Annotated in this window: 22 protein-coding genes; 16 read left to right on the top strand and 6 right to left on the bottom strand. The window is 62.5% G+C overall.

The features are described from left to right. Positions 1-13: 13 nt before the first annotated feature. Genes EGJ68_RS14365 through EGJ68_RS14380 form a run of 4 tightly spaced genes read left to right on the top strand, consistent with a single transcriptional unit; the run spans position 14 to position 2732 of the window. Positions 14-688 carry a TIGR04211 family SH3 domain-containing protein gene (locus EGJ68_RS14365; protein WP_158283681.1) on the top strand — a complete coding sequence of 225 codons (675 nt, stop codon included), beginning with the start codon at positions 14-16 and terminating at the stop codon, positions 686-688. A gap of 24 nt (positions 689-712) precedes the next feature. After that, a complete protein-coding gene (locus EGJ68_RS14370; protein ID WP_123035235.1) occupies positions 713-1288 on the top strand; it encodes a peptidylprolyl isomerase in 576 nt (191 codons plus the stop codon). Beyond that, complete coding sequence (locus EGJ68_RS14375) at positions 1285-2055, top strand: pyridoxine 5'-phosphate synthase (protein WP_123035236.1); 771 nt, start codon at positions 1285-1287, stop codon at positions 2053-2055. Before EGJ68_RS14370 ends, EGJ68_RS14375 begins: the two co-directional genes overlap by 4 nt. Positions 2056-2060: 5 nt before the next feature. Then, positions 2061-2732, top strand: coding sequence for a pseudouridine synthase (locus EGJ68_RS14380; protein WP_233248839.1), 672 nt, complete (start codon positions 2061-2063; stop codon positions 2730-2732). A 4-nt stretch (positions 2733-2736) separates the two neighbouring features. Here the strand turns inward: EGJ68_RS14380 and EGJ68_RS14385 are convergent, their stop codons facing one another. Continuing rightward, positions 2737-3558, bottom strand: a complete 822-nt coding sequence (locus tag EGJ68_RS14385) for a sulfurtransferase (protein WP_123035238.1) — start codon at positions 3556-3558, stop codon at positions 2737-2739. 133 nt (positions 3559-3691) lie between these two features. Here EGJ68_RS14385 and EGJ68_RS14390 point away from each other — a divergent pair, with 133 nt between their 5' ends. The 3 genes from EGJ68_RS14390 to EGJ68_RS14400 all read left to right on the top strand — a co-directional run bounded on the left by EGJ68_RS14390 (position 3692) and on the right by EGJ68_RS14400 (position 6423). After that, positions 3692-4195 (top strand): DUF2244 domain-containing protein, encoded by a 504-nt coding sequence (locus EGJ68_RS14390; protein ID WP_123035239.1) that lies wholly within the window; start codon positions 3692-3694, stop codon positions 4193-4195. Between the two features lie 187 nt (positions 4196-4382). Then, entirely contained in the window at positions 4383-5708 is a 1326-nt protein-coding gene (rimO, locus tag EGJ68_RS14395; RefSeq protein ID WP_123035240.1) for a 30S ribosomal protein S12 methylthiotransferase RimO, read from the top strand. 7 nt (positions 5709-5715) lie between these two features. Continuing rightward, positions 5716-6423, top strand: a complete 708-nt coding sequence (locus EGJ68_RS14400; protein ID WP_123035241.1) for a 16S rRNA (uracil(1498)-N(3))-methyltransferase — start codon at positions 5716-5718, stop codon at positions 6421-6423. Between the two features lie 6 nt (positions 6424-6429). On the opposite strand, the gene EGJ68_RS14405 is transcribed toward EGJ68_RS14400, so the two are convergent. Both EGJ68_RS14405 and msrA read right to left on the bottom strand, forming a co-directional pair. Continuing rightward, the gene (locus EGJ68_RS14405; protein WP_123035242.1) at positions 6430-8904 is read right to left on the bottom strand and encodes a TonB-dependent receptor; all 2475 of its coding nucleotides are present in this window, start codon (positions 8902-8904) and stop codon (positions 6430-6432) included. A 156-nt stretch (positions 8905-9060) separates the two neighbouring features. Continuing rightward, positions 9061-9726 carry a peptide-methionine (S)-S-oxide reductase MsrA gene (gene msrA / locus EGJ68_RS14410; RefSeq protein WP_123035243.1) on the bottom strand — a complete coding sequence of 222 codons (666 nt, stop codon included), beginning with the start codon at positions 9724-9726 and terminating at the stop codon, positions 9061-9063. 203 nt (positions 9727-9929) lie between these two features. Between msrA and EGJ68_RS14415 the strand changes: the two genes are divergently transcribed. From EGJ68_RS14415 to htpX, 5 genes are all read left to right on the top strand, one after another. Further along, on the top strand, positions 9930-10121 hold the full coding sequence (locus EGJ68_RS14415) for a hypothetical protein (protein WP_123035244.1): 192 nt from the start codon (positions 9930-9932) through the stop codon (positions 10119-10121). Positions 10122-10134: 13 nt separating this feature from the next. After that, positions 10135-10821 (top strand): VWA domain-containing protein, encoded by a 687-nt coding sequence (locus EGJ68_RS14420; protein WP_123035245.1) that lies wholly within the window; start codon positions 10135-10137, stop codon positions 10819-10821. A gap of 8 nt (positions 10822-10829) precedes the next feature. Next, complete coding sequence (locus EGJ68_RS14425) at positions 10830-11549, top strand: J domain-containing protein (RefSeq protein WP_123035246.1); 720 nt, start codon at positions 10830-10832, stop codon at positions 11547-11549. Between the two features lie 85 nt (positions 11550-11634). Then, entirely contained in the window at positions 11635-11913 is a 279-nt protein-coding gene (locus EGJ68_RS14430; protein ID WP_123035247.1) for a hypothetical protein, read from the top strand. 52 nt (positions 11914-11965) lie between these two features. Continuing rightward, a complete protein-coding gene (gene htpX / locus EGJ68_RS14435) occupies positions 11966-12847 on the top strand; it encodes a protease HtpX (RefSeq protein ID WP_123035248.1) in 882 nt (293 codons plus the stop codon). On the opposite strand, the gene EGJ68_RS14440 is transcribed toward htpX, so the two are convergent. Continuing rightward, positions 12825-13538, bottom strand: a complete 714-nt coding sequence (locus EGJ68_RS14440; RefSeq protein ID WP_123035249.1) for an EthD domain-containing protein — start codon at positions 13536-13538, stop codon at positions 12825-12827. The two genes, htpX and EGJ68_RS14440, sit on opposite strands and share 23 nt — an antisense overlap. An 8-nt stretch (positions 13539-13546) precedes the next feature. After that, positions 13547-14317 carry a glucose 1-dehydrogenase gene (locus EGJ68_RS14445; RefSeq protein ID WP_123035250.1) on the bottom strand — a complete coding sequence of 257 codons (771 nt, stop codon included), beginning with the start codon at positions 14315-14317 and terminating at the stop codon, positions 13547-13549. A 194-nt stretch (positions 14318-14511) separates the two neighbouring features. Between EGJ68_RS14445 and EGJ68_RS14450 the strand changes: the two genes are divergently transcribed. Continuing rightward, a complete protein-coding gene (locus tag EGJ68_RS14450; protein ID WP_123035251.1) occupies positions 14512-15249 on the top strand; it encodes a DUF1499 domain-containing protein in 738 nt (245 codons plus the stop codon). A gap of 59 nt (positions 15250-15308) precedes the next feature. Then, complete coding sequence (locus EGJ68_RS14455; protein ID WP_123035351.1) at positions 15309-16295, top strand: S1C family serine protease; 987 nt, start codon at positions 15309-15311, stop codon at positions 16293-16295. A 49-nt stretch (positions 16296-16344) separates the two neighbouring features. Here the strand turns inward: EGJ68_RS14455 and EGJ68_RS14460 are convergent, their stop codons facing one another. Next, positions 16345-17094: an SDR family NAD(P)-dependent oxidoreductase gene (locus EGJ68_RS14460; protein ID WP_123035252.1), complete on the bottom strand. Its 750-nt coding sequence runs from the start codon at positions 17092-17094 to the stop codon at positions 16345-16347. 261 nt (positions 17095-17355) lie between these two features. Between EGJ68_RS14460 and EGJ68_RS14465 the strand changes: the two genes are divergently transcribed. Beyond that, a complete protein-coding gene (locus EGJ68_RS14465; RefSeq protein WP_123035253.1) occupies positions 17356-18564 on the top strand; it encodes an acyl-CoA dehydrogenase family protein in 1209 nt (402 codons plus the stop codon). 10 nt (positions 18565-18574) lie between these two features. Continuing rightward, a complete protein-coding gene (locus tag EGJ68_RS14470) occupies positions 18575-19714 on the top strand; it encodes an acyl-CoA dehydrogenase family protein (protein WP_123035254.1) in 1140 nt (379 codons plus the stop codon). Positions 19715-19743: the final 29 nt, after the last annotated feature.

Raw genomic sequence — 19743 nt, forward strand, 5'->3', positions numbered from 1 at the left:
AAGGACCCGCGTTTTGCCGCACATTCTGATAGTTTCCCTGTTCGCCATCCTCTGCAGCGCCGCGGCGCAGGCACAGGATATCCGCTACATCAGTGACACCCAGTACATTCCCGTGCGCAGTGGTGCGGGCAACGAGTTCCGTATCGTTCACCGCGGCATCCCCTCCGGCACTCAGCTCACCGTGAGCCGCGAGTCGGAAGACGGCACCTGGGCAGAGATCACCACCGAGGGCGGCACCACCGGCTGGGTGCGTTCGCAATACCTGATGACCAGTGTCCCGGCCAGAAACCAGGTGGACTCGGCGCGCTCGCGTGCAGAGCAACTGGCGGAGCAGAATGCAGGGCTTACAGAGGAATTGAACCAGCTGAAACAGGTGCGCGGCGAGCTTGAGACCAGCATCGACAGCGCCGATGGCACACTGCAGGCGGTGACCGAGGAGCTGGCGCAATTGAAGCAGATATCCGGGCGCTCACTGGAATTGGACGCCGAGAACCGGCGCCTGGTAGAAGATGTGGAGAACCTGCGCGCTCAGGCCGACATGCTCGGCGCGGAGAACCAGCGCCTGCAGGAAAATCTGCGCAGCAGCGCTTTTATCGACGGCGCCCTGGCCGTGCTGCTGGGGGTGGTGATCACCCTGGTGGTGCCGCGCCTGTGGCCAAAGCGCCGGCGCAATGATGGCTGGGCCTGAGTGACACAACGGAGAATTCCACTGATGAAATACACCCTCAGTCTGCTGGCTGTGTTGATGCTGGCTTTGAACCCGGCCTGGTCGCAACAGGCGGCGGGCAATGACCCCATCGTGACAATCAAGACCAGTGAAGGTGACATTACCCTGCGCCTGTTTCGGGAAAAGTCGCCGGTGACTGTTGCCAACTTTCTCAGCTACGTCGATAGCGGACACTACGCCGGCACGATCTTCCACCGGGTCATCCCCGATTTCATGGTGCAGGGTGGCGGGTTCCTGCCCGACATGACCGAAAAGGCAACCGGCGAGCCGATTGTCAATGAATCGCGCAACCGTCTGCACAACGTCCGCGGCACCGTGGCCATGGCGCGCACAGGCGACCCGGACTCGGCGACTGCGCAGTTCTTCATCAACCAGCGCAGCAACCTGCGACTGGACTGGTCGCCGGGCCAGGAGGGCTATACGGTATTCGGGGAAGTCATTGAGGGCATGTCGGTAGTGGACTACATCGCGTCCAGCCCCGTGCGCCAGTGGGCAGGCTACCAGGACGTTCCCGTGGAGCCCATCCTGATCGAGAGCATTCAGCGCGCGGGCAGCGAATGACAGCTCTCAGCGTCAACCTGAACAAGATTGCCCTGATTCGCAACTCGCGCGATACCCGCAACCCCGACATACCGCTGCACGCACAGCTCTGTATCGACGCCGGGGCCGATGGCATCACGGTGCACCCGCGTCCCGACCAGCGACATATCCGGGTGCAGGATTGTTACGACCTGGCTGCCACGCTCAGCGTGGAATTCAACATCGAGGGCAACCCGATGACCGGGCCGCGCAAGAGCGACCGCGCGGGTGTCAGCGATTACCCCGGCTTTATGGCGCTGGTGCGCGAGATCCGCCCCGCACAGGCAACTCTGGTGCCGGACGGGGACAACCAGCTCACTTCAGACCACGGTTTCGACCTGCGCAGGGACGGCGACAGGATTGCGCCGCTGGTGGCGGAGCTCAAGGCACTGGGGATCCGCACCAGCCTCTTCATGGACCCGGAGCCGGCACAAATGCGCCTCGCCGCGGAGCTGGGTGCCGATCGCGTTGAACTCTATACCGAAAGCTATGCCCGGGCGTATGCCAGCCGCACCGACGTCGATGCCGTACTGCAGCGCTACATCCGCGCTGCGGAAGCGGCGACCGAGGCCGGGCTGGGGGTGAACGCCGGGCATGACCTGGACCTGCACAACCTGCCGGCATTCAGCCGCGTGCCGGGCCTGCTCGAAGTCTCGATTGGGCATGCCCTGACCGTTGATGCCCTGCGCCTGGGCCTCGCCAACGCCATTGCCGCCTATCAGCGCGCACTGGGCAAAACGGTCGCCTGAGCGGCGTGAGCAGTGAAGATGAACTCCCGCCCTACCTGGTGCCGCACAGCCAGGAGCCGATTCACATTCTCTACGCCGATAACGACTTGCTGCTGGTGCGCAAGCCCCACCTCCTGCTCAGTGTGCCGGGGCGCCACCCCCTCAACCGCGACTGCCTGATCAGCCGACTGCAGCAGACTTACCCACAGGCCAGTATGGTGCATCGCCTTGACCTGGACACCTCAGGCATCATGGTGATTCCACTGAACCGCGCCTGCCACGCCAACCTGAGCCGCCAGTTCCAGGAGAGACTGGTATACAAGCGCTACGAGGCGGTGGTGTGGGGTGTGGTAGCACGCGACCGCGGCGAAATCAGCCTGCCCATCGTCAGCGACTGGGAACGCCGGCCGCTGCAGAAAATTTGCTTCGAGACGGGTCGCGAAGCCATTACCTGGTTTGAAGTGGTGACGCGCGAAGCCGACCGCACACGGCTGCAGCTCATGCCCCAGACAGGCCGCTCACACCAGTTGCGTATTCACTGCCGGGAGCTGGGTCACCCCATTCTCGGCTGTGACATGTATGCCCATGAGGCCGCCTTGGCCATGGCGCCCCGCCTGTTGCTGCATGCAAGCGAGCTCGGCTTCACACACCCCACCACCGGCGATTGGCTACAGGAAGCCTGCCCGCCCGATTTCTGAGGCGTTAATCGGCCGGCAGATAACTGCACCAATCCGACCAGCTGCCGGCATACAGCCGCGCGCGTTCGTCCCCTGAGCGCGCCAGTGCGAAGAGATTGACGCAAGCGGTGACACCGCTGCCGCAGTACACCACGCGTGGCGCGCCTTCGGGCAGCGCCGCAAAGTGTTGAGCCAGTTGCCTGTCATCCAGCAAAAACCCACGGGAATCCGACACCGCTTGCCAGGGCATATTCAGCGCGCCGGGTATATGTCCCGCCACCGGATCAAGTGGTTCTTCCAGGCCCGCATAACGGGCCGGATCACGCGAGTCCAGCAGCGGCGAGCCGGCGGCCTGCAGTACCCCCAGTTCGGCAATATCCACGACACCGGCATAGCCCTCCACAACGGGCACGGCGCAGGGTTGGGGCTGTGGCACGCACTGCTCGCTGGTGCCGCCGGCAGCCAGCCAGGCGGCATAGCCACCATCGAGCAACGCGGGCGGGCGATAACCCAGGGACCGCAGCAGCCACCAGAAACGCGCGGCAAAGGCGAAGCGAGAGGCATCGTAAGCGACGACCCGGGTGCCTGGCGCAATACCCAGTGACGCCAGCTTTACGACCAGCTGCTGCGCAGCGGGCAGTGGATGCCGCCCACCGTGCGGCCCCACGGGGCCGGAGAGATCCCTTTCCAGGTGCAGGTAATGCGCACCGGGAATGTGCCCGCGCAAATAATCCTCGTATCCCGCCGCGGGCTGACCCAGCACGAAACGGCAGTCGACAACCACGGCATCCGTCGTCGCGGCAAGTGCCTGGGCGTTGATCAGCTCGGCTGTCGATGAGGTACTCATGATTCAAGTGTAGCGCCAAGGGCCGGCCGCGCCCAGCGTACACGCGGCGTTTTGTCGCTGGTCAAAACAGGGACATGCATGCCAGCGCGCCGCGACTGTACTAGACTGGGACAAATTTTGCAGAGGCCGCCGCGTGGTCATTCGCAACTGCGAGGGTGAAACCGTCACCATCGTCGCCAAACCCAACCAGTCCGCAAGCTGGCGTACCAACAAGCTGGTGCTGCTGGCGCTCGCTATACCCTCGCTGGGGGCTGGCATCGGCTTTGCGCTGGCGGGCGCCTGGGTCATTCTGCCCTTCGCCGGACTGGAGCTGGCAGCGCTGGGTGGCTCACTCTATTACGTCAACTGGAAACTGCAGTATCGTCATGTCATCACCCTGGACGCGAGCACGGTGCGCATCGACAAAGGCTTTTACCTGCCCCGGCACAGTTGGACCTTTGCCCGCGCACAAACCGGCTTGAGTATCCAGCCAGAGCGCCACCCCTGGGACGCGCCAGGACTCAGCCTGCAAAGCGCCGGCGAATCCATCCGCGTGGGAGAGTTCCTCAACCGGGATGACGGGCTCCTGCTACAACAGCAGCTGCAGCGGGAACTGCGCGTGCGCAGTTTCGCCTCACAGGCCAGCCAGGCGTTTTAGGGGGCGCCCAGCCGGGGGCGCCCAGCCGGGGCGCCCAGCTGGGGCAGCATTACCGCGTTTTTCACTCTGCACGACGGCAGCCTATCGGGTATCATCGCGCCCACGAGCAACGCCTCCCGCCAGCGTACACACCGCCCCCTGACGGCGCGGTGATACCGCCGCAGGCGAGTCCTCCACAGGAAACAGCATGAGCAACACCGACAAGAAAACCATTGGCTTCGTCAGCCTGGGCTGCCCCAAAGCCCTGGTGGACTCCGAGCGCATCCTGACCCAGCTCAAACTGGATGGCTACGACATTGTACCGAGCTACGAGGATGCACAACTCGTGGTGGTCAATACCTGCGGTTTTATCGACAGCGCCAAACAGGAGTCGCTGGATGCCATTGGCGAAGCCTTGAGCGAGAACGGCCGGGTGATCGTGACCGGCTGCATGGGCAAGGGGGCCGATGCCGAGGCCATCCGCCAGCTGCACCCGAAGGTGCTCAGCGTGACCGGGCCTGCCGCCTATGAAGAGGTAGTCGGTGCGGTACACCAGTACGTGCCGCACACGCCGGTGCATGACCCCTACACTGACCTGGTGCCACCCCAGGGGGTGAAACTGACACCGCGTCACTACGCCTACCTGAAAATATCGGAGGGCTGTAACCACCGCTGCAGCTTCTGCATCATCCCGCACATGCGCGGCGACCTGGTGAGCCGCCCGATCGGTGAGGTCATGGAAGAAGCCGAACGGCTGGCGCGGGCGGGGGTGCGGGAACTGCTGGTCATTTCCCAGGACACCAGCGCCTACGGCGTAGACCTGAAATACCGCACAGGCTTCTGGAACGGCCGGCCAATGAAAACCAGCATGCAATCGCTGTGCGAAGGGCTTGCGGAGTTCGGCATTTGGGTGCGCCTGCACTACGTCTACCCCTACCCGCATGTCGACCACGTGTTGCCGCTGATGGCGGACGGCAAGATTCTTCCCTATCTCGATATTCCCTTTCAACACGGCAGCCCCAGTGTGCTCAAGCGCATGAAGCGGCCGGCGGCCGCGGAAAAATCCCTGGAGCGTATTCACCGCTGGCGCGAGATCTGCCCGGACATCACCCTGCGCAGCACCTTTATTGTCGGCTTCCCGGGGGAAACCGATGCGGATTTTGAGGTATTGCTGGACTTCCTGCGCGAGGCCCAGCTGGACCGCGTGGGCTGTTTCCAGTACTCGCCGGTCGCCGGGGCACCCGCCAACGATCTGCCGAATCAGGTGCCGGCAACGCTGAAGCAGGAACGCTGGGAGCGCTTCATGGCCCTGCAACAGGAGATCAGTGCCGCGAAATTGCAGGCCAAAATCGGCCGCAGGATTGAAATCCTCATCGACGAAGTGGACGACGAAGGCGCCATCGGCCGTTCCACGGCGGACGCCCCGGAAATTGACGGCAAGGTCTACCTCGACGGCGTCACCGATCTCCAGCCCGGCGACTTCGTGGAAGCCGAAGTCACTGCCGCCGACGATTACGACCTCTGGGCCGGCTAGCACTGCGGTGAACCTGCTGCTGTTCAGGCCCGATGAGTGCTCACCCGAGGGGGAGCTGCGCGTCACCGGCCGCCGCGCGCAACACCTGCGACAGGTGCTGCAGGCCAAACCCGGCGACGTGCTGCAGGTGGGGCAAATCGACGGGCTTATGGGCACGGCCGAGCTTGCAGCCATTGACTCGCACAGCGCCACGCTGCAGGTACAGCTGCAGCACGCCGCACCAACCAAACGCCCGGTGACACTGCTGTTGGCGCTACCGCGGCCGAAAATGCTGCGGCGTATCCTGCGCAGCGCGGCGGAATTCGGCGTACGCGAGATTCACCTGCTGAACAGCTACCGCGTGGAGAAAAGCTACTGGCAAACCCCGGTGCTGGCGCCGGAGGTGATCGAGGCGTATCTGCTGCAAGGGCTGGAGCAGGCGCGCGACACCGTATTGCCGGCTGTGCATTTGCAGCGGCGTTTCAAGCCCTTTGTCGAGGATGTACTTCCAGGACTTATTGCAGGGCAGTGCGCTTTGCTCGCGCATCCGGGCGCGGGACCGCTGGCACCTACAGCTTTGACGGAAAACACCGTGCTCGTTGTCGGGCCCGAGGGCGGCTTCATTCCCTATGAAGTGGAGAAGTTACTGATGGCGGGTTGTCGTCAGATAACACTGGGCGACCGCATTCTCCGGGTGGAGAATGCGGTCGCGGCACTGCTTGCGCGAGCGCTGTAGGCGCGCCTAGAACCGGTACTGAATTTCAGCACCGTACATGCGTGGCGGCGCCACCGCAAAACCACCGGTACCGGAAGACTCCACCAGGGCGATACCCCCGTTGATGTAGTCCTCGTCGGTGAGGTTGGTACCGTAGAGCGAAGCACTCCAGCGTTCATCGGTAGAGGTCCAGCCCAGACGGGCACTGAGTTCGAACTGTTCATCTTCAAACCAGAGGCCGGTGGTACAGCTCAGCGCATCGAAACAGAACTCCATATCGAACTTCCAGCTGGCCTGGATGCGCGGCAGGAAGGTGCCCCAGGCGGTATCCAGTGCATACTGCGCCGACAGCAGGTAGCTCTGCTCGGGCAGGCGTGGCAGGTTTTCACTGGAACGGTCGTTGGGGCAGGAATCGACCTGTATCAGGCTGAGGTCGGCGCGCACGCAGTTCGCGGCCGGTGGCTGTGCAGTGTCCGCAATGGTGATCTGCGTGTCCATGAACTCCTTGATTTCACCATCCGTGAAGGTCGCGTTAAAGCCGATAATCAGCCTGTCGGTCGCCAACCAGGTAGTCTCCAGTTCAAAGCCCTTGATCGTCGAATCCGCCGCGTTGATGGTGGCAGGTGACGGCGAGTTCACCTCCGGGTTGATGACCAGCGTGGTCAACTGGCGGTTGGTGTAGTCGCTGTAAAAAAGCGCGCCGTTGAGCCGCAACCGGCGATCGAGCAAGTCCAGCTTGAAACCCAGCTCGATATTCTGCACTTCCTCCGGCTCGAAGGGCTCGAGCTCGCCGGTGGGCGACTCGGACAGCCCCCCGGACAGGAAGCCTTCGCTGTAGGTGAGATACAGGCTGCCCTGATCCAGCCACTCACTCTCCCCGATCAGATACTGAACGCTGGCCATGGGGGTGACATCGCTGTTGGAGATCTTGCGCTGGCGCAGGTCACTCTCATCGAGAATAAAAGCCGGGTTGTACTCAAATCCCGGTCGCTGCACCACGAAAAGACCGCCCCCCACCGGGATTGCTGCGCCCCCGTTGGCATCCAGCGTACTAGTGTCGATCGCGTAGTCCTGTACCCGAAGGTCGCGGCTTTCATCGGTATAGCGCAGGCCGAGCGTGGTGCGCCACTGCGGCGTGAACTCCCACTCCACCTGCGCGTAAGCAGCGATGGCATCGTTCTTCGCGGTCAGGCTGCTGGGGGAAATATTGAGGAAGAACAGGTTGGCGATCGCCGGATCGAACGGACCCAGGAAACTGATGCTCTGCCGTCCGCCGCTCTCCTCCTGATACCAGAACAGACCGGTCACATACTGCATGCGATCATCGAAGGCACTGCCAATGAGCTGGAACTCCTGGCTGTACTGGTCGCTTTCTCCGGCACCACCCTGCGGGTGTACCGTATTGGTGCGGTGCAGAAACGGTATGCCCGTATGGTCGAGCTCATCATTCTGTGACGCTTCGGTGAAGCGATAGGCACTGATGCTCTTGAGAGAGAGGTCCGGATTGATGGCCCACTCCGCCACCAGGGACGCCCCGCGGTTCTCGGCCTTGTAGTCACCGCCGAGGTCGGAGATCACGGTGCGCGGATCGCCGCCACCGGCCTGTGCTGCGTCCTCACAGAAGTCAGCCAACGTGCGGCCCGTGGCGGGACCAATCGCAATCGTGTTAAACAGGGCCGCCTGCCAGCCGTTGGCACCCTCCACGTTGACGCACTTCTGCGGGCGCATTTTCTGGTCGGTGTCGGCCCAGTTCAGATTCAGGTCGAGCACCAGGTCTTCCGTGGCCGCCCAGCGGGTCTGCCAGATCAGGCTCTGACGATCCTCGTCCATGTAATCTTCGCCGTCGAAGAGATTTTCAATCTGGCCATCGCGCTTGCGGGTCACTCCGGACACGCGCGTCCAGACTGAATCGGTCAGCGGTACGTTGAGCACGAACTCCGTGTCCAGTCGGTCATAGTTCCCCACCCGCAGGCCCACCGAGCCTTCAAGCTCATCCACCGGCTTGTTGGTGGTAAACACCAGCGCGCCACCGGTGGTGTTCTTGCCAAACAGGGTGCCCTGGGGGCCGCGCAATACCTGTACCGACTGTATGTCATTCAGGTCCAGCAACGCGCCATCCGGTCGGCCGAGGTACACATCGTCGATATAAATGCCCACGCCAGAGTCAATGTTCTCCCCCGTGTTGCGCTGGCCGACACCGCGAATGTATACGCTCGCCAGCGGCGCCGAGCCGTTGGCCTCAACCACGTCGATATTGGGCGCCAGCGTATTGAGATCGGCGAGGTTGCGTACGCCCGCCTCACGCAGGGCCGTGGCATCCAGCGCGGTCACCGCCAGCGGCGTTTCCTGCAGGCTCTCGGCGCGCTTGCGTGCTGTCACGACAACCTCCTCAAGCACCATGCCCTGGGCGAGCACAGGCTTGGGCACAGCTGCCGCGCAGGCAGCGGCCACAGCCAGAGACAGAACGGACATCCGGGACGTTTTCTGCTTCACCATCAACATCTATTGCACCTCACTATTATGATTATCGTTACAGCGCGATCGCTTATACTAACAGCGATTAGTCTGGATTAAAGCAAGCTTTGCGTCGCGCCGACAAGGCGACAAAATACCGCGATCGGGGCAGTGTGGCAGGCTTTGGGTGCCGCCCCTCGCGCTTCAGGTTTCGCGCCTGGCATGCACGCCCGCCGGACAGCTTACCCCCGTCCCCCCCAGGCCACAGTAGCCACCCGGATTCTTCGCCAGGTACTGCTGGTGGTACTCTTCGGCGTAGTAAAACGGGGGGGCCGGCGCTATCTCGGTGGTGATCGCACCGTAGCCGGACTGCTCCAGCGCCCGCTGGAAATCATCCCTGCTCGCCAGCGCCTGTGCCTGTTGCTCATCGCCGTAGGTATACAGGGCGGAGCGATATTGTGTGCCCCGGTCATTACCCTGCCGCATGCCCTGAGTGGGGTCGTGGCCCTCCCAGAATCGCTGCAGGAGCTCAGCGTAGGCGATCTGCGCGGGATCAAACACCACCAGCACAACCTCGGTGTGCCCGGTACCACCGCTGCACACTTCCTGATAGGTGGGATTGGGCGTAGGGCCGCCAGCATAGCCCGCTGCAGTGATGTACACGCCGGGCAATTGCCAGAACAGGCGCTCTACACCCCAGAAGCAGCCCATGCCGAACACAGCCTGCTGCAACGGCGCAGGGAAAGGCCCTTGCAGCGGGTGGCCGTTGACGAAGTGCGCAGCGGGCACAGGCATGGCTTCACTGCGGCCCGGCAAGGCGGAGCCGGCATCGGGCAATGCGTGTTTCTTGCGAATATCAAACAGACTCATGCGGCTAACCTCTACCTGATAAATACGCCAGTGTACTGCCCTTCCCGTTTCTGGTGTAGCGGGTGTAAGCTGTCCTGACGGCATTCCCGCAGCGCTGCCACTGTACTGTCACACTTTTGCCCTAATGTGCAGGCAGAAGCACCCCCATGCAGTGAACCAAAGTGTCAGCGCCAGGTCTGACTGGGAAGAACAAGGACTTCAACATGAACACAAATAGCGAAACATTCAACCCGGGAGCGCTGTGTAGCCGCAAACTGTGGCGACTTGTCGCCGGGCAGGAACAACAGCCGCAACTGGACGAGGGCAGCCTGCGCAGCGCCGTTGCGGAGCTGGCCGAACGGCGCACGTATCTCACGGAGCTGGAACGCCTGGGCAAGCTCGACCCGCGGCACTGACGCAGCCTCCGCCATGGCGAAACCTCCTGCGCGAAACTCCAGTTCACAGGACATCCAGGCTTTTCTCGGCACCGCCAAGGCCGTTGCCGTTTTTGCGCAACGACAGCCACGGCTTGTCTTCGCCATCGACGCCACCGCCAGTCGCGAGCCCACCTGGGCCATGGCGCGCGACCGACAGGCCGCCATGTTCCACAGTGCCAGCCAATTGGCCGCGATCAGCATTCAGCTGTGCTATTACCGTGGTTTTCAGGAATTCAAGGCAAGCCCGTGGCTGACTGACAGCGACGCCCTGGCGCAGCAGATGGCGCGTGTGCGCTGCCAGGGCGGTCACACGCAAATCAGGCGCCTGCTGCGTCACGCCCTCACCGTACATCAGGAAAACCCCGTACGCGGCCTGGTATTTATTGGCGATGCGCTGGAAGAGCCGGCAGATGATGTCTGCCAGCTCGCGGGACAGTGCGGCCTGCGCAAACTGCCGCTGTTTCTGTTCCAGGAAGGTCGCGACCCCGCTGTGCAGAACACCTTTCAGTCCATGGCGCGCGTAAGCGGCGGGGCATGGGCGCGTTTCGATCAGCACAGCGCGAACACCCTGGCCGATCTGCTTGGCGCCGTGGCCTGCTATGCCTCGGGTGGCCGCGAAGCGCTGGAGAATCACCCCGGCCAAGGTGCTAGACTGCTGCTTCAACAGTTGAAACCCTGAGGGCCTACGTGCCGAGACTTCTGCTCCTGCTGGCCATTGCCGCAGTCCTGTACATCCTCTATGTCCGCGCGCGATCGTTGCCACCCCACAAGCGCAAGGCACAGTACATCAAGCTCGGGCTGGCGGCAGTCGCTATTGTTGTTTTATTTCTTACGCTAACCGGGCGCATGCATTGGGTTGGCGCTGCGCTCACCGGCCTGCTGGTGGCAGGCAGGCAGCTACTGCCCCTGCTGATACGGCTGTTTCCGATGCTCTCTTCACTGCGCAACTCATCGACAAGCGCGGGGCAAGGCCGACAATCCACTGTGGACAGCGCCGTGCTGCGTATGCATCTGGACCATGACAGCGGCAAGCTCAGTGGCGAGGTGCTGACCGGCCCGTTCAAGGATTGGCGACTCGATGAACTGGATCGTACGCAACTGGAATCCCTACTGCAGTATTGCCGGCAGGAGGACAGTGATTCTGTACAACTTCTGGACAGCTATCTGCAGCAGCGCTTCCCGGGCGAGACCGATTTTGGTCATCAGGGCTCCAGGCCGCCGCCGCACAGCCAGAGCGGGCTCAGCCGCAGCGAAGCACTGGCCATTCTCGGCCTCGGCGATGAGGCTACGGATGATGATATTGTTGCCGCGCACCGCAGCCTGATGCAAAAACTGCATCCAGACCGCGGCGGCAACCACTACCTTGCTGCCAAGGTGAACGAAGCCAAAGACTTCCTGCTGGGGTAGAGCAGGCGGCGCAATGCAGGCTGGTGTGCATCGTGACGACTCTTTACACTGCGCGCCGCACACTGCTAAGAGGAGCCCGAGAGTCATGAGTGAGGTATTTGTCGTCCGCAATCAGCTTGGCCACTACTGGGGCAAAAGCAAAAGCTGGGTAGACGGTCGCGACGCCCGTCAGGTGGCGCGCCTGAAGCATCACGATGAGGGCGTCAACCTGCTGTTCGAGCTCAGCAGCAAGGATGTGGCACTGCGCGGGGAAGTCGTGGCGGCGCCAACCGATGGGCGCGGCGAACCGGTTATCGAAGCCAGCCACCACCCGCTACCGAACGCGGAGCAGGATTTACTCACAGAGACGGAACAGAATCCATGAGCTACCGGTCAAACCGGGGCTAAAACAACCACCACGAGGTGAAACAACGACCATGAGAATCCTGCTCTTCCTTGCCACAAACATCGCCGTACTGGTACTGGTCAGCATTATTTTCAATCTGCTGGGCCTTGAGGGCATTCTTGCCGCGAACGGCGTTGACCTGAACCTGGGTCCGCTGCTGATCTTCTGCGCCCTGTTCGGCTTCGGCGGTTCACTCATTTCGCTGTTTCTCTCCAAGTGGCTGGCGAAGCGGGGCACCGGGACCTACATCATCAAACAGCCACGCAATCGAGACGAGCAGTGGCTGCTCGATACAGTGCGGGAACTCGCCGAGGAGGCCGGCATCGGCATGCCCGAGGTGGGGATTTTTCCCTCGGAGGCAGCCAACGCCTTCGCCACCGGCTGGAACCGCAACGCGGCACTGGTCGCGGTTTCCAGCGGCATGCTGGAGCGCTTCCAGCCCGCTGAGGTGCGCGCGGTCATGGCACACGAAATCGGCCACGTAGCCAACGGCGACATGGTGACACTCACCCTGATCCAGGGCGTGGTGAACACCTTCGTCATGTTTCTGGCGCGCATTATCGGACACACCGTGGACCGCGTCATTTTCAAAACGGAGCGCGGTTACGGTATCGGCTATTACGTGGTCACGATCGTTGCGGAACTGGTGTTGGGCTTACTCGCCAGCATGATCGTGTTCTGGTTCTCGCGCTGGCGCGAATACCGTGCGGATGCGGCCGGCGCAAGGCTGGCCGGTGGCGGCGCGATGGTAGCAGCCCTGCAGCGCCTGCGTGCCGAGCAGGGCCTGCCCCAGGATCTGCCGGGTGAGCTGACTGCCTTTGGCATCAGCGAGCAGATGAAGGAGGGCTTTTCCGCCCTCTTCCGTTCACATCCGCCGCTGGAGGATCGTATCAGGGCCCTGCAGCAGGGCTGAACCAGTACGCGCTCATCGGCACCACGTCGATCCGGTCGAAGTCGATGAAGCGCGCACAACTTTCCATCATGGCATTCTGGTTTGCCTCCAGCGTCGCGTCGTCCTGCGCGGCGTAGAAACTGTGTGCGGATGTCATAGCGTCGGCGGGAAAGTCCTCCTCGACGATCGCGTCGAGCGCCGGGCCACCCTCATCGAGGGCACAGACCACTAAATTCTGACGATAACCGAAGGTGGACTGGGTGTCGATGGCCACCTGCCAGTGGCTGCCTTTCCAGATATTGAGCCACTCCGGCACTGTCAACCGGGGAGGACGCTGCAGCAGAGCGACCTGGCAGAAGCCGGTCACGCGCGCGTCAACGCCCGGCGGCTGCGTGTCGTTGACGATCGGCTCGGCCTCGGCCACCAGCCACGCGTGGCTGCGGGCAACCAGCTCGGGCACCAGTGCCGCTGGTTGCGGCCTGCGCCAGGCATCGTCCAACCACACTGAAAGCAGCGCATCCGGCAAGGGGCCGCCACTGGCGAGGCGTTTGTCCGCTGCAGGCGCCACAGCGGAATCCACTACTGCCAGACGCAAACCGCGCACAGACTCCAGGCGCTGCAATGCCGGCACCAGATCCGCCAGCAGTCCCGCACGAAACGCATCTTCTCCCACTGCGGCCACACGCCACAGGCAATACTGCACCTTCTCCATGGAACCTCCTAGGACAAGCCGACCGGCGGCGTAATGGTAGAACAGTTGTCAATCAACATCTCGGCACCATTGACGAAACCGGACTCGTCCGCGACGAGATAGAGCACCATCTGGGCGATATCCTCGGGGTTGCACATGTCAGCATCCTTCAGCGACGCCAGCTCCTCCTCGGAGGCGGTATCCTTGCCGGTGGCCGCCTTGATCACCATGGGCGTGCGCACCCCATCGGGGTGAATCGAGTTGCAGCGAATACCGTTGCCCCGCTCCTTGCAGTACATGGCGATGGATTTGGTGATGGAGCGCACCGCACCCTTGCTGGCGCTGTAAGCTGCGGCAAAAGAAATGCCCTGAATGGCCGCCACCGACGACATGTTGACGATAGAACCGCCACCGCTTTGCTCCATGGCGGGAATGGCGTGTTTACAGCCGAGAAAAACACCCTCACTGTTGACCGCCTGCACCTTGCGGAACATCGCCAGATCGGTGTCCACAATCGAGGCGATGGTCAGCATACCGGCGTTGTTGACCAGAATATCCAGGCGCCCGAACACCTTCAGGGTATCGGCAATGACCTGACGCCAATTGTCCTCGTCTGACACATCCAGGCGCATGAAACGGGCGTGCTCGCCGATGCTGTCGGCAACGGCCTGACCGTCAGCTTCATTCAGGTCGGCGACAACCACCGACGCGCCTTCCGCGGCCAGCAAAACGGCATCCGCCTTGCCCATGCCACTGGCGGCACCCGTGACAATGGCGACTTTTCCGGCGACTCGTCCCATACTGCTGCTCCTTCGCCCGCTATGGGCCTGTTATTACTGTGAGCGCCGGAGTTAAGCAAATGCCCCTGCGAAGCTCAATGCGCGGCGTGAAAAACAGGGATGCATGGCTGCTCTGTTGAACCGCTTGCGGGCCTCGCACAACACCGCTCGTAATAGTATTCTCATCCCCCACCACGACTCGCCTGGAGTTCACCATGACTGCCTCTCAACGTCCTCCCCGCCTGCCCGTCTGGCTGCTCGCATTCACGGCACTGCTCCTGCTGGCATTGCCCCTGGCAGTGCTGGTCGTGCGCGCTGGCCTGTGGCAGCAGGGACTGCTGCTGTACGCGCTGGCCTGTCTGTTGGCAACCGTCTCGGCCCTGATACTGGCGCTACTGTGCGCACTGCCGCGCTACCGGTCGCAACGCAGGCAGCTGCTGCTCGGCATCGCCTGCGCCCTGCCCGGCACCCTGCTGTTCCTCTCGCTGGCGGCAGGGCGCGGCGACTACCCCGCCATTCACGACATCACCACGGACTTGAGTGACCCGCCGACCTTCTCTCACGCCGCCACACTGCGTGGGCCCCAGAGCAATTCGCTGGACATCAAACCTGACAGCCTCGGCGCACAACAGGAAGCCTACCCGGACCTGCAATCCCTGCGCAGCGAGCGCAGTGCGGACAACGCCTACCGTCACGCCCTTGCCATCGCCGAACAGCTGGGCTGGGAGGTCGTCTGGCAGGACCCTGATGCCTGGCGCTTCGAAGCGGTCGACACCACCGCCATCATGGGCTTCAAGGACGATGTCGCGGTACGCATTCGCTCTACTGCCGACGGCAGCGTTGTCGACCTGCGTTCCGTTTCACGCGTCGGGGTGGGTGATATCGGCGCCAATACCCAGCGCATTCGCGCCTTCCAGACAGCTTTCACCGAGGATAAAGGGGGACAGCTGTGAAGCAGTGGTGGGCCGCATTGGGGCTGATATTGCTATGGCCAGCAGCCCTCGCTGCCAACATGGACTACCTGAGTTTCGCCACCGAGGACGAAGCCAACAGCACGGAAATTTTCAGCAAGGCGAGTCCGGCGGTCGTCTTCGTGACCAACAAGGCGCTGCGACGCGACCTGTTTTCCCTCAACGTACACGAGATACCGCGTGGTTCGGGAACGGGTTTCGTCTGGGATCCCAGCGGCCTGATTGTGACCAATTTTCACGTCATCGCCGGGGCTCACCGCTTGACTGTCACCCTGCAGGACCGCAGTAAATTTGATGCCGAGGTCATTGGTGTGGCGCCGGAGAAAGATCTCGCGGTGCTGCGTATCCAGAACCCGCCGGCCGGCCTGACCACGCTGCCGCTGGGCGACTCCTCGGAACTCAGTGTCGGGCGCAAAGTGCTCGCGATCGGCAACCCCTTCGGTCTGGATACCACCCTCACCACCGGTGTTGTCAGTGCGCTGGGGCGCGAGATCCGTGCCCCGGGGAACCGCACTATCCGCGGCGTGATTCAAACCGACGCCGCCATCAACCCGGGCAACTCGGGAGGCCCTCTCCTCAACTCCCTGGGTCAACTGGTCGGCGTGAATACGGCAATTTACAGCCCCAGCGGCGCCAGCGCCGGTATCGGCTTTGCCATTCCCGTGAATACGGTCAGGGAAGTGGTGCCACAGCTGATCAGCTACGGTCGCATCCAGCGGCCGAGCCTTGGCCTGGAGCTCGCGAGCGACCGCTGGATACGTCGCTACCGCATCGAAGGGCTACCCGTTGTGCGGGTATTCCCCGGCTTGCCGGCGGATCGTGCGGGCATACGCGGCGCCTACCGCAACGCCCGCGGTGAAATTCTCCTGGGGGACATCATCACCGCCGTCGATGGCAAAGCCGTGCGCAGCAACGACGACTACCTGAGCCTGATTGAGCAACACACGCCTGGCGACACAGTCAGCCTTTCGCTACGCCGTGGCGACGAGCAGCGCGATGTCAGCGTCGAGTTGAGTGATTCAGACTAGACGCAGCACCGCCCCGCAGGAAAAAGGGCGCGCTGCGCACAGTGACATATCAGGACAACATCCCGCCGTCGACCCGGATGTCTTCACCAGTGATGTGTACCGCGTCTTCAGAGGCGAGCATGGCAATCACACCGGCCATCACCTCCGCATCCTTGGCTCCGGACAGGGAAGTGATGCGTGCAATCAACTCGAAGTCCATGTTGGGTGGCCACTCGATCCCGGTAGTCATGCCGCTGTTGATATCCCCTGGACACACGCAGTTGGCACGTACACCGCGCTTGGCGAATTCCACCGCAATACTGCGCGTCATCGCCAGAACGCCACCCTTACTGGCAGAATAAGCCGCTCCACACGGCAGACCTGTGAGAGCAGCTGTAGACGCAGCGTTGACAATACTGCCCTTCGTTTCCATGAGATGTGGCAGCACTTCCCGGCACAATAGCAGCGTACCGGTAAGGTTTACCGCAATGACTCGCTGGAAGGCCTCAACAGCGATCGCGTCCGTGTCGTCGAAACGTAGAATGCCCGCCATGTTGACCAGCGCATACAGGCTGCCGTAGTGCGCCACACAGGCGGCGACCGTTTCCTTGACCTGGTTTTCATCCGCGACATCACAGCACCGAGCCGCAGCCTCACCGCCGGCCGCCGTAATGCTCGCCACGGTCTCATCCAGCCCTGGCTGGCTGATATCCACGCAGTACACGCTGCCCCCCTCAGCAGCGATACGCACTGCGGCGGCACGTCCAATTCCACTGCCGGCACCCGTGACCAGAACTACCCTGTTACTGAAACGCTGCATCGTCTGTCCTCGTTATCGATAATCAGGCGGCGAGCATGTACCAGACACAATAGAAGCGTCAATTCGCGCGGTACGCGGCACTGAACTCAGCTACCGAGATTGTTACTGTGTGGAGGGTTTGCTGCTCTATACCAGCTCCGCATCTAGGCCTGCGCTGCGCGGTCAATCGTTGCTTATGGCCGCCCGGTCATTACCCTTGGCACACTCGAAGCGCGAGCCCTGCGGGGAAGGTGCGCAGGGCCGTCATACAGGAGATACAGCGTGGAAGACCTGGACCAGTTTAGAGAAGAGACGCGGCAGTGGCTGGACGCCAATTGTCCGGCCTCACAGCGGCTGCCCAATACACCCGAAGAACAGTACTGGGGCGGCCGCCGCGGCCGCTTTGCCAGCGAAGATGCCAGGGTTTGGTTTGAGCGCATGCGCGACCGCGGCTGGACCGCGCCGGAATGGCCAGCGGCCTATGGCGGCGGCGGCCTGACCCCGCAGCAGGGCCGGGTGTTAAAAGAAGAGATGAAGCGCATCAAGGCGCGCACGCCCCTCTACAGCCTGGGGCTGTGGATGCTCGGCCCGGCACTGCTCGAATACGGTAGCGAAGAGCAAAAGCAGCAACACCTGCGCGCTATCGTCAACGGCGAATTCCGCTGGTGCCAGGGCTACTCTGAACCGGCAGCCGGCTCTGACCTCGCCAGCCTGCAAACCCGTGCCGAAGACCAGGGCGAGCACTTCCTGGTCAATGGCAGCAAGATCTGGACGACTGGCGCAGACCGCTCGGACTGGATTTTCTGCCTGGTGCGCACCAATCCCCATGTAAAAAAGCAGGAAGGCATCAGTTTCCTCCTGATCGACATGGCAAGCCCCGGCGTCAGCACGACGCCCATTGAACTGATCAGCGGCGAGTCGGAGTTCTGCCAGACGTTCTTCGACAATGTGCGCGTGCCCAAGAGCAACCTGGTCGGCGAGCTGAATCACGGCTGGTCGGTCGCCAAGGCGCTGCTGGTGCACGAGCGCAAACTGATGGCGGAAATTGGCGGCGACTCCCCACGTCAGGAAATCGCGCCCGTCGAGGCCGCGCGACGCTACCTCGAATTCAGCGCCGGGCGCATCGCCGACAACCAACTGCGCAGCGACCTCGCCGACTACGAGATGCGCATGCACGCCATCGGCCTGACCCACATGCGCAGCTTTGAAGAGCGCGCTGCGGGCATCAAGGGCAGTGTCGGCCTGGCAATGAAGTACCTCGGCACAGAAGCCGTGAAAGACAAAAACGAGCTACTGCTGGCAATCATGGGGACGCGCGCCCTGGGCTGGGAGGCGCCCGGGTTCACCACGGAAGAACTCGACACAACGCGGCTCTGGGCCATGTCCAAAGCCATGACCATCGCCGGCGGTACCAGCGAGGTGCAGTTGAATGTCATCGCCAACCACGTCCTGCAACTGCCGCAGGCGCCCAAAGCCGCCACCGAGTCCTGAGGAGTACAGCATGGCACTGGTATTGAATGAAGAGCAGCGCTTGCTGGCTGAGACCGCGCGGGAATTCCTGCAGAAACAGGCACCCGTGAGCGCACTGCGCGCACTGCGTGACAGCCGCGACCCGCTGGGATACGACGCCACACTCTGGCAGCAAATGGCCGAGCTGGGTTGGGCCAGCGTGATACTGCCGGAGGAGTTTGGCGGCCTTGACTTCGGCTTCAGTGGCCTCGGTGTTGTGCTACAGGAGAGCGGCCGCACATTGACAGCGAGCCCGCTGTTCGCCACCGCGGTCGTGGGCGCATCGGCCCTGTTGCTCGGCGGCAGCACGGCCCAGAAAACCGAGTATCTCCCCCAGGTCGCGGCGGGTGAACTCACTTTGGCCCTCGCGCTGGAGGAATCACCGCATCATCGACCCCAGCATATTGCCACGCGGCTGGAAACGGCGGGCGATGGCTTTGCGCTCAGCGGAGAAAAGGTATTTGTGCTCGACGGCCACTCGGCAGATACCCTGCTGGTGGTGGCCCGCAGCAGCGGCGACCCCGGCAGCCGCGACGGCCTCTCGGTGGTTATGGTGCCGCGCGACACAGCCGGTGTTGCCATCGAGCGCACCGTCATGGCCGACAGCCGGAATACGGCCAACATCCGCTTTACCGATGTCGCCATTTCCGGCGCACAGGTTATCGGTACCGCAGGTGAAGCCGGTACATGGCTGGAGGACGTGCTTGATCGTGGCAGAATCGCCTTGGCTGCGGAGATGCTGGGGAGCGTTGAGGAAGTCTTCGCACGCACCGTGGCATGGCTCAAAGAGAGAGTGCAGTTTGGCGTACCCATTGGCAGCTTCCAAGCCCTGCAGCACCGCGCGGCGCGCCTGCAGGCTGAGCTGGAGCTGGCGCAGTCTGTGGTGTTGCAGGCCCTGTCTACCGTGGATGAGCAGCCCCGGCAGCTGGCGCTGATGGCCAGTCTGGCCAAGGCCAATTTGAATGAACTGGCCAAGCTCGCCACTAATGAAGCCGTGCAAATGCACGGTGGCATCGGTGTGACCGATGAGCTGGAAATCGGTTTCTTTCTCAAGCGCGCACGCACGGCCATGCAGATATTCGGCGATACCGGTTTCCACAAAGACCGCTACGCAACACTGTGTGGCTACTGACATAACACTGTTTAGAGCCCGGAGGGCAA

The organism is Haliea alexandrii, assembly GCF_003719295.1.
Lineage (GTDB): Bacteria > Pseudomonadota > Gammaproteobacteria > Pseudomonadales > Halieaceae > Haliea > Haliea alexandrii.

What these genes read in the sequence shown, in the direction of transcription:
- EGJ68_RS14370 (WP_123035235.1), top strand. Translation starts at nt 713, where the DNA reads ATGAAATACACCCTCAGTCTGCTGGCTGTGTTGATGCTGGCTTTGAAC.
- EGJ68_RS14375 (WP_123035236.1), top strand. Translation starts at nt 1,285, where the DNA reads ATGACAGCTCTCAGCGTCAACCTGAACAAGATTGCCCTGATTCGCAAC.
- EGJ68_RS14385 (WP_123035238.1), bottom strand. Translation starts at nt 3,558, where the DNA reads ATGAGTACCTCATCGACAGCCGAGCTGATCAACGCCCAGGCACTTGCC.
- rimO (WP_123035240.1), top strand. Translation starts at nt 4,383, where the DNA reads ATGAGCAACACCGACAAGAAAACCATTGGCTTCGTCAGCCTGGGCTGC.
- EGJ68_RS14405 (WP_123035242.1), bottom strand. Translation starts at nt 8,904, where the DNA reads ATGTTGATGGTGAAGCAGAAAACGTCCCGGATGTCCGTTCTGTCTCTG.
- msrA (WP_123035243.1), bottom strand. Translation starts at nt 9,726, where the DNA reads ATGAGTCTGTTTGATATTCGCAAGAAACACGCATTGCCCGATGCCGGC.
- EGJ68_RS14415 (WP_123035244.1), top strand. Translation starts at nt 9,930, where the DNA reads ATGAACACAAATAGCGAAACATTCAACCCGGGAGCGCTGTGTAGCCGC.
- EGJ68_RS14420 (WP_123035245.1), top strand. Translation starts at nt 10,135, where the DNA reads ATGGCGAAACCTCCTGCGCGAAACTCCAGTTCACAGGACATCCAGGCT.
- EGJ68_RS14430 (WP_123035247.1), top strand. Translation starts at nt 11,635, where the DNA reads ATGAGTGAGGTATTTGTCGTCCGCAATCAGCTTGGCCACTACTGGGGC.
- htpX (WP_123035248.1), top strand. Translation starts at nt 11,966, where the DNA reads ATGAGAATCCTGCTCTTCCTTGCCACAAACATCGCCGTACTGGTACTG.
- EGJ68_RS14440 (WP_123035249.1), bottom strand. Translation starts at nt 13,538, where the DNA reads ATGGAGAAGGTGCAGTATTGCCTGTGGCGTGTGGCCGCAGTGGGAGAA.
- EGJ68_RS14445 (WP_123035250.1), bottom strand. Translation starts at nt 14,317, where the DNA reads ATGGGACGAGTCGCCGGAAAAGTCGCCATTGTCACGGGTGCCGCCAGT.
- EGJ68_RS14450 (WP_123035251.1), top strand. Translation starts at nt 14,512, where the DNA reads ATGACTGCCTCTCAACGTCCTCCCCGCCTGCCCGTCTGGCTGCTCGCA.
- EGJ68_RS14455 (WP_123035351.1), top strand. Translation starts at nt 15,309, where the DNA reads ATGGACTACCTGAGTTTCGCCACCGAGGACGAAGCCAACAGCACGGAA.
- EGJ68_RS14460 (WP_123035252.1), bottom strand. Translation starts at nt 17,094, where the DNA reads ATGCAGCGTTTCAGTAACAGGGTAGTTCTGGTCACGGGTGCCGGCAGT.
- EGJ68_RS14470 (WP_123035254.1), top strand. Translation starts at nt 18,575, where the DNA reads ATGGCACTGGTATTGAATGAAGAGCAGCGCTTGCTGGCTGAGACCGCG.